Source organism: Enterococcus mundtii (assembly GCF_002813755.1).
GTDB lineage: Bacteria > Bacillota > Bacilli > Lactobacillales > Enterococcaceae > Enterococcus_B > Enterococcus_B mundtii.
Genome location: NZ_CP018061.1, coordinates 40845 through 57884, shown reverse-complemented (window position 1 = coordinate 57884; position 17040 = coordinate 40845). Strand labels below are relative to the sequence as shown.

Below are 17040 nucleotides of genomic sequence, written 5' to 3'. Positions count from 1 at the left end.
AGAATGAAAGGAGACTGCAATGAATACTAGTTTTTCTAGACTCAAAGTAAAACCTCCTATTCTAATAGTGATTGTTTTAGCGATTATCCTTGGTATAATCGCTAAAGTCGTTATTGTAGGTGGTCCCCTTCGAGCCAAAGAAGAAGCACATTTAGTTGAAGTAATCAATCAGGATCAAACCTTTATGACAAAAGAAACACAAATTTATGATGATCCTGCAACCATCACGATCAGAAGTACTGAAAATCGTTTACTCGCTCTCCCAGCTAGTACGGATTATGCAATCACCACCTTAAATGAGGAACAGGAGCAAACCATCCCTATCTATTCCACCGAAAATTTTGTTCAAGAAGAAGAGCTGGCTCGTCTAGGTATTGGTGTAAAAACGACGGAAACAACCGTCTCCTCAACTACTGCGTCCATGGTTGAGCCTGCCCTCCCTACAATTGAACAAGCAGTAGCAAGTGATGTAATTGGTGTAGCATCCGAGGAAAACTCGGAGCAACCGACTATTTATTTACGCTTAGTCAAAGATCAGCCAGTCACTCTCGTTTTTCGGGAACCAACGAAAGATATGAGTATCGTATTGACGGATGTTTATTCTCAGCAGTATCAATCCCTTTTTCAATGGTTAAGACCAGATGATGTGACTGCATTAGAAGAAACATCCGAATCCCACGTTGAAGAAACGTCATCTTCAGCCGAAGACTCAGACTACGAGGCCCAAACAGAACAAGCTGAAACCCATGATGAAAGAAACGATACAGCACTTCCTCCATTTGAGGAAACTATCGCCGATGAGAATATCTTAGTGGTCGAAACAAAGGAAACTGATTTAACAATGGAAGAACTTCTCGAAGAAGAGTTCCCTGCAGAAGACTCCATCATTACACCAAAATTAGTGGCTGAAGAAATAGATACCAGCGAAGAAACTAGCAGTAATCCTATCGTCATCAAAGATGCCAAATTAACGATGGCCACTGGTACAGACAGTTTTGATTCCCACGATGATCCTGGCTATGATAGTTCTCCAAATAACGATATCGTTCGTTCCAATGATCAAATCTTATACCGACTTGGCTTCTCAATACAAACACAGTTACCGAACGATTACACAAATATCCGCTATCGTGTCGTTAGCACCTTGCCTAACGCGACTACCCTGATTAATGATGCGCCTTTTATTAATGGAGAAATTGCCAATGGCACGTATATTGATACAGGCATCGGTGATGGCACCATGTATTCTGAAGGCATCATGGAATCGATCATCAGCACTTCGGGACAAGTTTTCGTGCCCATCGTTGTCAATGTGTCTGGTGCAAAGAACGGAACGATCATGCAACCCACGTTCAAATTGCAACTGATTGATGCCATAAATATAAATACTGGTGAGTTAGAAACATTTAATCACACTTATACAGTCGAACATTTAGCAAATCTAACTGCGCCGCCAACAATCGTTTCTTCCGCACCTTCTATTGCTGCAACACTCGTCCGTGGCGAGCAAACGACTTATCAAATCTATGATCCTAACGCTACAAATAATGATTCGGTATACAACCTAGGATTAGTCATTGAGCTAAAAAATCTAGATGGACGAAGTATCGGTGATATTCGCGGTTCCACCTACCCTGAAGGACCGATTACTTTTGATCTTATTCAAAATGTCACCGGAACTTTGGGAAATACTCAAATACCTGTAGATCCATCTGAATATGACTCCGCCCAAACACGTTTCTATTCTGTCACAGATGCCGATCGAACGACTGCTGATTGGCAAGCAACCACAGAAGGTAGTCCGTATGAAGCAACATTTGATCCGACAATATTAGCGCACCCATTGCCTGTACCCCACGGAAAAACAAATGAACTTTACTTTTCTGAACCTTATAGTGATCACAAAAAAATCGGGGTGTTCAACTCTGGTAATGTCATGATTGAATTAGGAAATTATCAAGAATCTTGGGAAATCTCAAACTATAAAGGAATCAAAAATATCTATACTTATGACACTTTAGGTCATACCTTTTCAAACAAAGCTTTTATCAGCATTGAATTTATTTTTGACTGGGATCATTCGAGGTTACAGGAATTAATGTTAACAAACAATTGGTCGTATTACACATTAAACTTAAGTATTCCTACTTTAACTTATGATGGAGTAACTACTACTAATGACGCTAAAGTACATTTTAGTAGTTATATGATTCCGACAGGAGATATTTCCTCCGGTCCAAACTTCGTCGTTTTAAATCCTCCAGATCCCATAACAGGCAAGATACACAGTTGGGGAAATCAGGATATTGGATTCAATACGTGGGAATTTAATGTTGGCAAACCGACTCTTATGAGAGGACAAAAATTACATTTAGGAGGCTGGTTTGTCACACAGAATGTTCCTGGAACAGCAACCTCTGACCAAATTTTCCAATGGAATTCCAATGGATTTGAGTATGATATTTCTAGACAACCGTATACACAACGTTATTATCCAAACGAAAGTGATTACTCTTATTTAACGTATGGTGTTAGAAATAATGGAAATGCTATGCCCGACTTAACCGTCCCACATATTGATACAATCGTTTCAAATTACACTTGGTACGACACTCCCCAAGAAGCACAGGAAGCTGGGGTGATCAGTGCCGTCCGATTCCAATACCATATCAATAACGAGCCTACCTTTTTACACTGGAATGGCGTTCCAATAAGAGTCATCGGTCAATCAGGCGCATTGGATGAGGAGGGCGATCCTTATGTCCACCTATCACGTGCTGCTCTCAGAAATGATTCAGGTGTTGTTTTTAAGCAAAGCCCTGCGGAAAATAATCTTACTTTCTTTCCAGCTACTTGGGCCGCGGATGGTTCTAATGTAACCATTCCCTACGATAGTAGTATACCAAGTGCTGTTACTACGCCTTTTCTTGGTACAAATGCCTTTATTAAGAATTTTGGAATTGAAACAGAAACACTTGTATCGAAACCTTTGTATCAATCCGACGAACAAATCGATGTCAAAGTTCGAGGAACATTCTCTGGATCGGAAGAAGTTGATTATGATAGTGCGCTGAATACCATTCTTCCAAAAGGAATCAATTACCTAGCTGGTTCTTCGAAAGATGAACATGATAATCCTTTACCTGATCCAATCATTATCCAACACGAAAACGGAGAAACGACATTGCGTTGGGTGTTTCCTGACTCCTCTATTACAGAGGGGATTGAAGTGAATTTCACGGCTATCAGTGATAGTTCGCAACTAGCATTCAATGACATGGGCTTAACTCATTCACTCGTCATACGTAGTGTTGGTGAAATGTGGATTTCCGATACTCCAGAAATTATAGATACCCGTGCCGAATCAGCTCGATCATCTCAAGACCAGTTCATTCAAGAGCTTGTCCAGCAACTAACAATAAGCAAGTCCGTCAACAAAACATCAATTGAAACAGGAAATCAAGAAATGAATCCTTTGACCGAAGCGGATGCTGATACTTCGTTCACTTATTCGATCACTTCAGCCAACAGTGCCTTACAACCCGCTCATGATTTTCGTCTGATGGATATCTTACCGTATAACGGTGATTCTCGTGGCTCTTCTTTCAATGGTACGCTAGAGGTTCTTTCAGTGGATATCGACACAGAAGGATATACGATGTATTACACCACCGAACCAGTAGAAGATGCGACGAACCCAAATGAGATCGACCTTGCTACATGGACGGAATACACACCCGGTTCAACACCTGATGAAGAAATCAAACATGCCACAGGTTTTATGATCACTAAACCAACTGTTCCGATTGGTGAATCGGTCACTCTCTCCATCACTGTCCAACCAGTTGACCAATTACCAGGCGACCAATATCGAAATACCGCCCATATGAATGCGCAAATCGACTTACCTGTCCATTCACAAGAAACGATTACCCGAGTATATGGCAGAGAGTTGAGCGGGTTCGTATGGTTAGACGAAGATCGCGATGGTCTATACGATGATGGCGAGGAAAGGCTAGCAAATATCCCTGTCAAACTCTATCGAACAAGCCTGACTCACCCAAGCGAAGTAGCCGATCAGTTGGTCGAGCATAACTTGAAAGGAACATCATTTGTTGACAGTAACGGAAATGCCACACTAAAAACAGAAGCAAACGGACATTACAGTTTTAATTATCTACCAGAAGGAACCTATATCGTAGAATTCCAAATCGGCGATCAAATCGAACGAAAAGAAGTTGCAGTAACGAGGCCAATGGTTGGTGAAGATCCTTCCATCAACTCAAAAGCAAATCAAACCACCTTCCGAACCAATGAGTATATCGCTGAACCTTTAGCCAATTTGCCGGGAATGATCACGACAGATGATTCTATCTATCATATTCCTTATTTGAATCTAGGGCTTGTCAGTACACTCGGAGAGATTTATTTGTATAAGTTAGAAGCAGGTACCGCTGTAGATGATGATCAGGATGATCAACCAGATATCAATGACGAAAATCAGTTGATTGGAGGAAATAAACTGGCTGGCGCTGAGTTTTCCCTCCACGAAAAAGAATCAGGCGTGATCCTCCAAACGAAGACAACTGACGCGAATGGACGTATTCATTTTGAAGAGGTTCCCTTCGGTACCTATGAGTTGGTTGAAACAAACGCACCCGATGGCTATGAACTATTGAAACAACCAAGCGAGGTCACATTGGATGAAAACAACACGATCGTTCATCTCTTTGCCGAAGATGAGCTGATCACTGAATTGCCTTTTGCCGGTAACAGTTCAATCATGCAACGTGTCCTTATCGCAGCTGCTAGTTTATCCCTGATTGGTTTAATCGGATTAGGTACAAAATACCAATTGGAGGAAATGAATCGAAAAAAAACAGGAGGAAAGAAAGATGAACCCAAAAAAAGATGATCATTCCATTTTATTTATTCGCCTCCTGTTGGTTCTACTATTCCTCTTCGGTGGTTCAATTGGAAAATGGACTACTCCTGTGGCATACGCAGAAGAAGCCTTCCAATTAACAATTGTAAAATATAAGCTTTCAGAGCAGGAAATGGATAATCACCTACTTCCTTCTGAGCCAACTGGCTCCTTAGAAACGGGATTAACGAACGAACAGGGACAGGCATTAACCCCCTTTCCTGGGATTCGTTATCAAATCAAGAAGGTCACACCGAGTAATGATGCCAGTGATCCTTTTACGGAAATCCCAAGTTTTGAACCAATCGAAATCATCACGGGGTCAAACGGGCAAGCGACTATTCCATTGACTGAAGGACTCTATGAAGTCACCGAACTTGCAAACGATGCATTGTCTTCCCCAGCTAAGCCAGTCGTTGTCCAATTACCTGCAATTACTGCCGATGGCACTCGTTTAGATCAATTGTTTATTTATCCAAAATCAAGCGTGGTCGTCTCTCCTGAAGAAGGAGCTACTCCTAGATCGATTATACCGAAACAAGGGCAAGCGACTACAAAAAGGATTCCACAAACAAGTGGGAATCTCGGTTCACTTTTTCCGGTTTATTTTACACTGGCATTGATCATCTTACTAGGGATCGTCACAATCGTTAATTTTAAACCAAAAGGGAAAAAAAAGCCTTAAACAGTCTAGAACCAATTGTTTCTAACCTAAGAAGTAAGAAGAAATTCACAAAAATCGAGTGTTGATTTTTGTGGATTTCCGCTTATTTCAGAATTTTTCACAACTCTCGTTTTTACATTTCCGAAAGCAGAAAAGAGAAATGACTTTGCTTTTTTCGCAAATCTAAAAACAAAAATAATGAAATGAAAATGAGGTGAACAACCTTGATTGAAAAAGAAAAGAAGTCTGTTCTTTTGTTATTTGCTTCACTATTGATTCTTTTAGGAACGCTCACTTTGATCTATCCGATTTTTGCGAACTATCTCGCAAATCGTGAACGTAGTACTGCTTCCATCAATTACCATCAAGCATTAGAACAGCTAACGAAAGATGAATTAGGGCATAAATTCGAGCAAGCAAAACGTTACAATGAATTGATTTATAAAGAACAACAAGGAGACTTGGTTGACTTCGATGAAATTGAGTACCAAACATTGATCAATACCGCTGGGGTAATGGGTACACTAGACATTCCCGCTTTGGCAATCGAAACCATGCCTTTTTATCACGGCACTGATTTTTTGACACTTAATCGTGGCTTAGGACATTACGAAGCGAGTTCGATTCCAGTGGGCGGTGAAAACACACGATCGATCATCACTGGTCATAGCGGTATCCAGAACCAAGTTTTATTTACTGATATCATCCATCTTCAAATTGGCGATCTATTCTTTCTCACGATTTTAGGTGAACGCCTCGCTTATCAAATCGAATCCTTTGAAGAAGTCTTGCCTACTGAAGTCGATAAAGCCAAAATCATCCCTGGAAAGGATATGGTCACCTTATTGACTTGCACGCCACCAGGAATCAATACGTATCGATTATTAGTAAATGGTGTCCGGATTCCTTACAACGAAGCCGTTAATCGACAAGTTGAAAAACGAAATTTCTGGAGTTATCAAACCATTGTATTAGGCTCTTTCAGTGTTTGTCTCACTATCGCTCTCCTACTTATTGTTCGTTTTCGTTATCTAGTCAAACGCTTTCGCTCTGAAGACCCCTTTGTCAAAGAAAAATCCAGAAAAAAATTGCTTCGCCTTTATTTCTTGACCAAAGGACTCTTTATTACTTTAGTTCTTTCAATGGTTGCTTTACTAAGTGTCGGAATCTATGGCTATACACAAATTCAGAAACAACAAGAAATGGAGAGCATTGATATAGGACAAAATACAGACCTTTCAACGTTCAACTTGCCAAAAATAGCGGCAGCTAACTACTCTGAAATCGACATTGCGAGTGTCAATCTCAGTAATTTTTCCAAAGCGAAGATCAATTACCAACAAAGCATCAATGACTGGGGCATCGGAAAAATAATGATCCCAGAAGTAGCGATCGACTTACCGATACTTGCCGGTATGAATAATGACAACTTGATGAATGGCGTAGCCACTTACACGCAAAATCAACAACTCGGCAAAGGAAATTATGTCCTCTTATCACATAATGTATTTGAACAAAATGTCTTGCTTCATCAAATCGCTCAACTTCGTCTCAATGCAAAGATCTATGCGACAGATTTCAACGAGCTATTTGTCTATGAAGTGAGCTACAACGATGTCGTTGTTGATACAGAAATCGAGTTACTCGAAATCAAAAAAGAAGCACCACAAGCTATGATCACTTTAGTGCGTTGTGAAGGTGACATCGGCACACGTTTTCGTCGAGTCGTTCAAGGAAATTTAAGTAGCGTAAAAAGTCTAAGCACCTTATCCGCTACTGAATTAGCCCAATTAGGCTTAGAAAAAAACCGTACAAACATAGATGGCACGATTCTCGCGGACTCTCCCGTCCATCCCATTAATTCGTGGTCAATGTCCGTGGCGTCTAAGATCGTCGCCGAGCCATTACAGACCTTGATCCCGATCGTTTTTTTCTTATTGATACCGATACTGTTGTTCCATCTTGTTTAAGTGTTTTCCCCCATTGAGCAAAACATCTTCAAAAGAACTACTTATAAAGGAGGTCTCTTTCATGCTTATCAACAGTATCTTATCCCTTGTTGTGTTGGCTATTTTATTTTTCTTGGGAATCCAAATGATAAAACAAGGGAGATTGATTTTGCTAAAAAAGAAAGCCGGTGATCAACCGCTTCTATATAAAAAAATCAGTATTTATGAACTGAAATTATTGAAAAAACAATTTTTTTATCTTTTGATCATTAATAGCTTGCTAACTATTGCATTGGCCTTTTGTGTCTACATGCTGTTTGAACTACAAAATACTCGAATAAATGACCATCAGACAATCCTTGAGTTAGTTGAACGGGTCCAAGAACTAAAAAATCGATTGGACTAATCAAAAAGAACAAGCAAGTAAAAAAAGGGGGCTGTTTTCTTGTTTATTTGGGTGAATGGTCAACTTCGAAAAAGGAAAAAGAAAGGACCCTATTTCTTAATATGTCTGCTTCTATGCGTTACGTTTACTTATTCGCTTCACCGCTATCACTTTCATCAAGTTACTGGAACATCGATGGAGGATACTTTAGTCAACGGCAACATAGTGATCGTGGACAAATTTTCTTCGCTTACACGTTATAGCATCATCGCTATTCAGCGATCCTCTACGGATGAAATCGTAAAAAGGATTATCGGAATCCCAGGAGATTCTATAAAAGTACATGGGAATGAACTGACCTTGCATTTAGGCAACAAGCCGCATTCTCCTACAGAGATTTTTCGACTGAGTCCAGAAGCAGTCGCGCAAATGAAACATTTGACCTATCTTCCTGAAAATACCTATTTTGTTTTAGGCGATAATCCGGATATTTCTGAAGATAGTCGGACATTTGGACTTGTTAGTCATTCTCGTATTTTAGGAAAAGTTATTTTTAAATAAAAGGAAGTGTTTGACAACTATGGGTAAAAAAAAGAATGATGGTTGGTTTTTCTCAAAAAGTTTATTAGATGAAATTTATCAACTACCACTAGAGGAAGAGATTGATTTGGAAACTGAGGAAGAACTACATGAACCATTCACAAGAAAAATAAGTGAGCTAACGCTAGAAACAGCGACAGTGTCAGAAAAAAAAACAGAAATCGATAGCCACTCGTCTCCCGTATCTTTAATAAAAACCGCAGAAGATGGGCGTATGTTGTATGTGAAGGCTCCTTCTGTTGCGTCTGAAACAAATTTGGAACAAATAGAACAGGAACAAAAAAAGCAAGACGATAAAACCTTCACTTTAGAAGAACAAGCAGGCAAGTTATTGTACCAAGTAAAAAAGAAGTGAAGAAAACAATCTGCGCCGTCTGTCCCTACATCACCTCTCAAACACAAAATACGATAGCAGAAACAAGAGGAGGTTGGAACAGAAGTGTTTAGCCTCGATAAATAAGGCGCCATCCACGAAAATTGTTTTTCAAATTTTTGTGGATGGCGCCTTATTTCCGAAGAAGTTACTCCTGTTTCCGCCTTTTATTCGGTTTTAAAATATGCTAGAGGACTAATGCCCCAGACACTCTTGCTTTTGTTGTATCCACTTCAACGTGATTTTCTCACACGTTAATTTTCTGCCAAAATCGTTTCGATCGTTGCTAGTTCTTCTGGTGCAAAGACGAGATTATCTTTCATTTTGACACTTTCCTGCAACTGACTCAAACGGCTAGCACCGACTAAGACACTTGTCACTGATGGTTGTCGCACATTCCACGCCAATGCCATCTGAGCCAATGTTTGTCCTCTCGCTTCCGCCACTTCCTGTAACTGTGTGATTTTACGTAGTGTCGGTGCAATCTGTTCTTCTGAAAGAAAAGGGATTTCTTTTCGATGGGCACGTGAATCTTCAGGAATACCATGTAAGTAGCGATTCGTTAACAAGCCTTGTGCTAAGGGACTAAACGTGATTGCACCTAGTCCATTTTCAGCAAGAACAGGTGCTAAGTCCGTCTCAAGTAATTCTCTTGAAAACAGATTGTAACGCATTTGATGGATCACGAAGGGGGCATCTTTTTTGCGTAAAATTTCCGCCATTCGCTGTGTGTCCGCCCCATTGTAGTTAGAGATACCGATATAAAGGGCCTTTCCTTGTCGAACTAATTGCATCAATGCCTCTGCGGTTTCTTCCAAAGGTGTTTCAGGATCTGGACGATGATGATAGAAAATATCCACATAGTCCAAACCCATACGTTGCAAACTCTGGTCACAACTGGCAATGATCGACTTACGAGACCCCCAATCGCCATATGGGCCATCCCACATATGATAGCCTGCTTTACTAGAGATAATCAGTTCATCTCGATAGGATTTGAAATCCTCTTTAAAAAGTCGCCCAAAGTTTGTTTCAGCTGCTCCAGCAGGTCCACCATAATTATTGGCTAGATCAAAATGGGTGATGCCTAAATCAAAAGCCCCCCTTAAAATTTCCCGCTGATTACTGATGGGATCATATTCCCCAAAATTTTGCCATAACCCTAAAGACAGTAAGGGCAGCTTTAAGCCAGATCGACCGCTTTTACGATACTCCATGTTTTCGTAACGCGTTTTATCAGCTACATACATTTCATTCACTCCTTATTTTTTATGATTATCACAGAAGTCTTCCACTCCGAAAAAATAAGGAGTTACTTCTGGAATGCCGTTTTTCATTTTCAAGGATAGCAGATGACTACTAACCCAGCTTTTTGATCCATCTCTATTTCAAGTACCCATGTAACCTCGTCTACTTTCAAGTGATACATCAGCTCTGGCAGAAAACGCTATCATAATTGTGTTAACTTATTTATTTCTTGGCTTTTTTTCCCCAATTGTGCGTCATTCTTTGCAAAAATGCTAATTGTCGACGGGTTTGTTTTATTTTTTTGTAACGTTTTGGTTGCTTCTGGTAAAATTGTTGATGGTAATTTTCAGCCGGCCAAAAAGCTGTCGCTGGCAAAATAGCTGTAACTATCGGTTTTCTGTAGCGACCTGATACGCTTAATGCTTGTTTCGACGCTTCAGCAGTTTTTTGTTGCTCTTCATTTTGAACAAAAATGATTGGGCGATATTGTTCTCCGCGGTCTTGGAATTGTCCAAATTCATCCGTCGGGTCCGTTACTTGCCAGTAAATCTCGACTAGCTCTTGATAACTGATCACTCGCTTATCAAATATGATCTCCACTGCTTCCACATGACCAGTATAGCCGCCACTGACTTGGTCATAATTAGGGGAATCAAACTGCCCACCTGTGTACCCGGACATCACAGAAACAATCCCTGCTTTTTGCTCAAAAGGCTCTACCATACACCAAAAACAACCGCCAGCAAATACTGCTCGTTCTTGAACAGTCGGATCTGTCATTTCGTGTTTAGAAAAATCATACCGCGCTTCCCCTAACGGATCGCCGACCATTTGCAAATAGAAATCCATGACGTCTGGCGTTAGATTTTGTCGTAAAGCTAATGGTCGTAAAGAAACTTCCAACTTTTCAAGTACCTCTTTTAGAGAAACAGAAGTTGCTAACTCTTCTTTTGCTGTAATTAGTTGTTGCCGTTCCCAGTCTCGCGTGTTTGGGTTTAAAATCAAATTATAGAGAGTGGTGATTTCTTCCTCTTTCTTCATCGGATCTCCTCCTCCCAAAGTGTCCACTGTCGATCCAAGGAAACAGGAAAAAGCTGAGATTGCTTTTTCACTATTTTCTTTGAATCATTTAACATCTCTTAATAATACACTTCATCTAGAAAAAGCGCATGTGCGGGAACTGTCTCGCCTGCTTGCTGTCTGACTTTCGTTTCAAAAATCGTATCGATCAAAGATAAATCAGCTTTACCTGAACCAATATCTAAAATCGTTCCCATTAAGATCCGTACCATTTTATACAAAAAACCATCTCCTACAAATGTAAAATGAAGCATATTGCCTTCTTGTTGGACCGATAATTCTTCAATTGTACGTACTGTTGATTTTTTTGTTTTTTTCAATGCTGAAAATCCAATAAAGTCATGTTTTCCTTCTAGTTTCCGACAAGCTTCTTCCATTTTCTCCAAATCAAGTGCCTTCGGATAATCAAAACTATGGTTTCTTTCAAACACTGTTGGAATCGGTGCATTCCAAACGTAGTAACTATATTTTTTCCCTTTTGCATTATATCGAGCATGAAAACGTTCAGGTACTTCTTCCACTTTTTTCACCACAATATCTCTTGGCAAATAACGATTGAGGAAATCCAGCATCTCCATTCGACTCATTGTACTAGCTGTTTTGAAGTTAGCTACTTGACCTCTGGCGTGTGTCCCAGCGTCTGTTCGACCAGAACCGATAATCTCAATCGTTTCACTGGTCATTTGCGAAATGATCGCTTCGATCTTTCCTTGGATCGTTTTTTCATCATTACCAAGTCGTTGCCAACCAGAATATCTTTTTCCATCATATTCGATCGTTAATTTTATATTTCTCATGTATTCTCCTTCTATTGGATCAAATGATCCATTGTTTTCATTTAGTGTCAGTATAGCAGATAACACCAGCTTCTTCTCAAAAAAAAACGCAATCCAGAAATTTCTCTGTTTTGCGTTTTTTTCTTTTATAATTTTGATCAACCTAAGAATTTGAAGACTTCTTCCCGGTCGTAAAGTTTTAAGACTTTTTCAAATACCAATTGCGTAAATAAAGCAGCCGCGACTGGTACGACGAACCAACAAATCAACACCATCACGATATTTAGTCCAGCATCTAATGAAGCAAGAGGGCCAACTAAACCAACGATCCCAAAGCCCGCAGAAGCTGGTGTTCCTGATACAGAGAAAAGTGCAACAGGTATCGCTGTGATAACCGCACTTACTAAACATGGAACTAAGATGATCGGTTTACGGAATAAGTTCGGCATCATCATCTTCATCGCACCTAACGCAATCGCGATCGTGACACCTGATTTATTGACACGCCAAGAATTGACGATCAACACAAAGGTTGTTGCTGCAACACCCATAGCAGCAGCACCAGCAGAGACACCGTCTAACTGGATTGCTAAACCAATCGCCACTGTTGAAATCGGTGAAATGATCAAAAAGGCAAATGAACAACCGATCAAAATAGACATCAAAAGAGGTTGCAATGTCGTGAAGTTATTGATACCTTCACCGATTGCAGAGGTGATCGCTGTCACATAAGGGAATAAATAAAACCCAATAAGACCTGCGCCCACACCGACTACGATTGGTGTCAATACGATTGCGACTGACCCAAAACGATCGCCGATCAATAGGATCAGACCAACAGCAATCGCTGCAGTAATCATAGTATTGATGATATCTCCTGTACCTGACCCTACATATACACCTGCTTCACCAAGGTCTGGCATAAAGCGGACAACACCAGAACCGACAAATGAAGCACCAGCTACTACCATCATTTGCATCGGATTAAACCCAAATTGTAACCCGATCAAACCACCAATGATCAACGGAGTCGCTAATTGGAAGATCACAGCTAGTTGTGCGATCGTCACAGCAACAGGATATTCACTGAAATACTTTAAAATAGCTCCTAAAACAGCATTTGGAATCAGTCCTACGATGATCCCTGTTGCTGTTCCAGCTAATACTTTGTTCAAAAAAATTCTTGGCGTTAATTTATTCGTCGTATCCATTTATTTGTTCCTCCTATTTCGCCTGTAAAATCTGTTCTTTTGCATGCACGAGCGCTGTCAAAAAGTCACAGTAAGGCGTAGCGATCCCGTATTTCTTTCCTTTACGTGAAATCGCACCGTTGATATAGTCGATTTCTGTCAATCGGTTGTTTTTGATCAAATCTTGATGCATCGATGGGAAATGCATACCGATCGTCTCAGGATCAAAACAAGTTTCACAGTGTGCGACTGCTTCTTCCACATCTAAATCAATATTTTCTGCTTTTGCTACTTGACCAAATTCATTTACGATAGCAACAACCATATCATGAGCCGTAGAAGTACGACCAAGTCCTGCCATGTTCACGTCTAAAATCGTACATAAGCCGTTCATCGTGCCATTGACACAAGCTTTACGATAGATCGAGTAATGGATATTACTTGAATACTTCGCATTCAAACCCGATTCAGCTAAAGTTTCTGCCAATTCTTTCGCAGCTTCTTCTTGTCCGTCTCCTAAGTTTTGTAGTTCTACTGAACCACTACCGAATAATTTCACACGTCCAGGCCCTTCTAAGCCTGCTGTCCACATCGTATTACCAATAAAAATATTTTTCATTGGTACAAATTTTTCAATAATATCTTCATGGCCGATCCCGTTCAATAAACAAAGGACTTTAGTATCATCTTTGATCATTGGACGAATATCTTCCAGCATTTTTTCAAGTTGCATTGCTTTCGTGAATAAGACGATCAAATCAACTTTTTCTGCATCATTGATTTCTGATTGAAGAACGACTGGGATATCGACAACGATGTCCTCGCCATTAAAGTTTGCTTTCAATCCATTTTCTTTGATCGCTTCTACATGGTCTTTCCAACCATCGATCAATGTCACGTCATTTCCACCTTTTTGCAACATGAGTCCAAATCGACTCCCCATTGCACCTGCACCAGCAATTGCTATCTTCATTTCTTTGTTCTCCCCCTTTAATTTGGTTATACGACGAATAAGCAAATAATTCCCCTTACGATCATTCAATCATTCACAATGTCCGCTAGTTATGACTGATCATTCGTTTGAAAAACTATTTTACTTGACTCATTTTCCCATTTCCTTTGATTTATTTCAAATAGCCTGATTGATTGCTCATAAACGTAAGCGTTATCTATTGATTCCAAGCTAAATCAGATGGGTTGTCGTACGACACTAAGGAGTATTATACACTAAAAACAGCCCGTTTTTTTAATATAACCGCGATTATTTTTCTTAAATTTAAAATCATAAGTGTTATATAACTAATCACATAAACTTGTGAACTAACACACGATCGTATTCTAAAAATAGTATATCTTGTATTTGGCGGACATACATTTCGCTAAAAAAATACCTATTCCTCTTATTCGACACAAAAAAGCAGCTGCCAGAAATGTTCTTTGGCTTGCTGCTTTTCATTACATCATCTTATCTATTTTTATCTTCAATCAGGGTGCCGCATCAATCGATTGATATGCACACCTAGATAGGTGACTTCCTCATTCGTGATTTCCTGTTGGATCATTTTCTGGATATACTGCCTTACTTTGTCTGCATTTTCCATCGCCAATGGATACAAGATACACATTTGTTGATATAGCCCATCATCTTGACCATCCAACATCTTATTCGCAAACAACCGTTCAACGAAAAAACGAACATGAGTAATAAAGCGACTATAATGGATCGAGTCTGGAGCAATGTCGATCCGAATCGAATATTTTACTAAGTTGACGATCCCACCAATCAGCTTTGCTTGCTTCATACTATCGGTTCCTTGACTTTCTTGAGACAATGAATTGATGACGTGAAAGGCGATATTTGCCGCTTCTTCAATGGGTAACTCCACATCGGATTTTTCATTGAAGATCATCAAGGCTTCCTCCGCTGCTTGATATTCCTCCGGATAGTAATTCTTGATTTCCCAGTATAAACGATTGGTGATGATGATCCCTTGGGTCATACGTTCAACTGAAAAATGTAAATGATCAGGTAATGTTAAATAAATACTAGAGTTCAACCGTTTCTCTAGTCGTTTTTCCATACTAGAGACCATTGCTTTCGTTAATTCAAAATAGGTCAAAGGAACTTCTTTGATCAAATCCAATAATTGCATGGCTTTGCCTTCATCATAGGGTAGATAGATTTCATCAATCGAATCATCCGAGATGATCTCCCCGGGCTTTTTGCCAAAACCGATCCCTTTTCCTAAAGCAATCATTTTTTGATGATTGCTGTCGATCAATACCACACTGGAGTTAAGCACCTTTAGTATTTTTCTCATGATACCCTCCTTCGATCCAGTTCACTCCTTGAGCGCATCGAACAGTTCCTTCACTTGATCGATCGACCATTCGTTCTAATAACTTCTTTATACCAGTAAAATGAATCTTTACGCAAGCGATCATAACTTCCATTTCCTTCATCATCCGCATCTACATAAATGAATCCGTAACGTTTTGACATTTGAGAGGTTCCGGCACTGACTAAATCAATAGGTCCCCAACTTGTATAACCAATCAAATCAACCCCTTCATCGATGGCTGCTTTCATCGCTTTGAAATGTGCAGTAAAATAGGCGATTCGATAAGGATCATGGATTTCATCGTCAATCACTTCATCAAAGGCTCCCATGCCATTTTCAACGATCATCAACGGTACTTGATAACGGTCATATAATTCTAGTAAAGAAATTTTCAAGCCTAAAGGATCGATTTGCCAGCCCCAATCTGTCGCTTCTAAATAAGGATTTTTAACACCCAAAACGGTATTCCCCGGTGTCCGCTCTGCCTTTGGATCTGCGGATTCACACATAGACATATAATAACTAAACGATAGGAAGTCTGCCGTATGTTCTTTCAATAATTCTTTATCACCAGGTAACATGTCGATCGTGATATGACGGTTGGCTAAGTCTTTCAACACGAGTGGTGGATACATACCTTTTACTTGAACATCCGCATAAAAATGATTGTTCATATTCTTTTTCAATGTTCGTTCCACATCTTCTGGTCGACTCGTCAACGGATAGGTCATCAATTTGGTCAACATACAACCAACTTGGCTACCAGGGATCTTTTCATGGCAATGTTTCGTTGCTAAAGCTCCTGCTACAAATTGATGATGTAACGCTTGATAGATAGCTGCTTCAATTTTGTCTGGTTCGATCGTATCAGTCAAAATCCCGGCAGTCGTAAATGGGTGTCTAAAAATACTATCCACTTCATTGAACGTCAACCAGTAATGAACATACTCCCCAAATTCATCAAAACAAGTATCTGCAAATCGAACAAAGTCATCCACCACGCTTCGTTGAATCCAACCGTTGCCTTTCATCGCTAATGCTAATGGCATCTCATAATGAGACAAGGTCACAATCGGTTCGATTCCTAAGCGCTTCATTTCTTTAAAAACTTCTTTGTAAAATGAGACACCTTCAGGATTAGCTGTCTTTTCATCCCCATTTGGAAAGAGTCGGGACCACGCAATCGACAAACGTAATGTAATAAACCCCATTTCTGCAAATAACGCTAAATCCTCTTTGTAACGATGATAGAAATCGACCCCTCGTCGTTTAGGGAACCACTTGTCTGTAGGGTCGGCTATTGCTTCTTCTACTTTTTCGATCGTCACACCTACATGAGCTGCGTAATCTTTGTTGTCTACATTGGGTTTGTAGGTTGCAACATCGGCCACAGATAACCCTTTTCCACCAATATTCCATGCTCCTTCTACTTGGTTTGCTGCAATTGCACCTCCCCATAGAAATCCTTCGGGAAAACCTGTTTGTGTCATATCCATTTTTCTATTCCTC

General features: G+C 40.0%; 13 protein-coding genes. 6 read left to right on the top strand and 7 right to left on the bottom strand.

Annotated elements, in window-relative coordinates; all coding sequences use genetic code 11:
• Positions 1-19 precede the first annotated feature (19 nt).
• The 6 genes from EM4838_RS00295 to EM4838_RS00270 all read left to right on the top strand — a co-directional run bounded on the left by EM4838_RS00295 (position 20) and on the right by EM4838_RS00270 (position 8877).
• Positions 20-4915, top strand: coding sequence for a SpaA isopeptide-forming pilin-related protein (locus tag EM4838_RS00295; protein ID WP_071866197.1), 4896 nt, complete (start codon positions 20-22; stop codon positions 4913-4915).
• On the top strand, positions 4896-5609 hold the full coding sequence (locus tag EM4838_RS00290; protein ID WP_071866196.1) for a pilin N-terminal domain-containing protein: 714 nt from the start codon (positions 4896-4898) through the stop codon (positions 5607-5609). The genes EM4838_RS00295 and EM4838_RS00290 overlap by 20 nt, the downstream gene beginning before the upstream one ends.
• Before the next feature lie 203 nt (positions 5610-5812).
• Positions 5813-7558 (top strand): sortase family protein, encoded by a 1746-nt coding sequence (locus EM4838_RS00285; RefSeq protein ID WP_071866195.1) that lies wholly within the window; start codon positions 5813-5815, stop codon positions 7556-7558.
• Positions 7559-7619: 61 nt separating this feature from the next.
• A complete protein-coding gene (locus tag EM4838_RS00280; RefSeq protein ID WP_071866194.1) occupies positions 7620-7943 on the top strand; it encodes a hypothetical protein in 324 nt (107 codons plus the stop codon).
• Positions 7944-7994: 51 nt separating this feature from the next.
• A complete protein-coding gene (lepB, locus tag EM4838_RS00275) occupies positions 7995-8483 on the top strand; it encodes a signal peptidase I (protein WP_205216901.1) in 489 nt (162 codons plus the stop codon).
• 19 nt (positions 8484-8502) lie between these two features.
• Positions 8503-8877 (top strand): hypothetical protein, encoded by a 375-nt coding sequence (locus EM4838_RS00270; RefSeq protein ID WP_071866192.1) that lies wholly within the window; start codon positions 8503-8505, stop codon positions 8875-8877.
• A gap of 272 nt (positions 8878-9149) precedes the next feature.
• On the opposite strand, the gene EM4838_RS00260 is transcribed toward EM4838_RS00270, so the two are convergent.
• From EM4838_RS00260 to EM4838_RS00230, 7 genes are all read right to left on the bottom strand, one after another.
• On the bottom strand, positions 9150-10145 hold the full coding sequence (locus tag EM4838_RS00260) for an aldo/keto reductase (RefSeq protein WP_071866190.1): 996 nt from the start codon (positions 10143-10145) through the stop codon (positions 9150-9152).
• 220 nt (positions 10146-10365) lie between these two features.
• Positions 10366-11184, bottom strand: coding sequence for a peptide-methionine (S)-S-oxide reductase MsrA (msrA, locus tag EM4838_RS00255; RefSeq protein ID WP_071866189.1), 819 nt, complete (start codon positions 11182-11184; stop codon positions 10366-10368).
• Positions 11185-11282: 98 nt separating this feature from the next.
• Positions 11283-12020: a tRNA pseudouridine(38-40) synthase TruA gene (gene truA, locus EM4838_RS00250; RefSeq protein ID WP_071866188.1), complete on the bottom strand. Its 738-nt coding sequence runs from the start codon at positions 12018-12020 to the stop codon at positions 11283-11285.
• A 137-nt stretch (positions 12021-12157) separates the two neighbouring features.
• On the bottom strand, positions 12158-13210 hold the full coding sequence (locus EM4838_RS00245) for a PTS sugar transporter subunit IIC (RefSeq protein WP_071866187.1): 1053 nt from the start codon (positions 13208-13210) through the stop codon (positions 12158-12160).
• Positions 13211-13223: 13 nt separating this feature from the next.
• On the bottom strand, positions 13224-14162 hold the full coding sequence (locus EM4838_RS00240) for a 2-dehydropantoate 2-reductase (RefSeq protein ID WP_071866186.1): 939 nt from the start codon (positions 14160-14162) through the stop codon (positions 13224-13226).
• 508 nt (positions 14163-14670) lie between these two features.
• Positions 14671-15510 (bottom strand): PRD domain-containing protein, encoded by an 840-nt coding sequence (locus tag EM4838_RS00235; protein ID WP_071866185.1) that lies wholly within the window; start codon positions 15508-15510, stop codon positions 14671-14673.
• 50 nt (positions 15511-15560) lie between these two features.
• Positions 15561-17021, bottom strand: coding sequence for a glycoside hydrolase family 1 protein (locus EM4838_RS00230; protein WP_071866226.1), 1461 nt, complete (start codon positions 17019-17021; stop codon positions 15561-15563).
• Positions 17022-17040 lie beyond the last annotated feature (19 nt).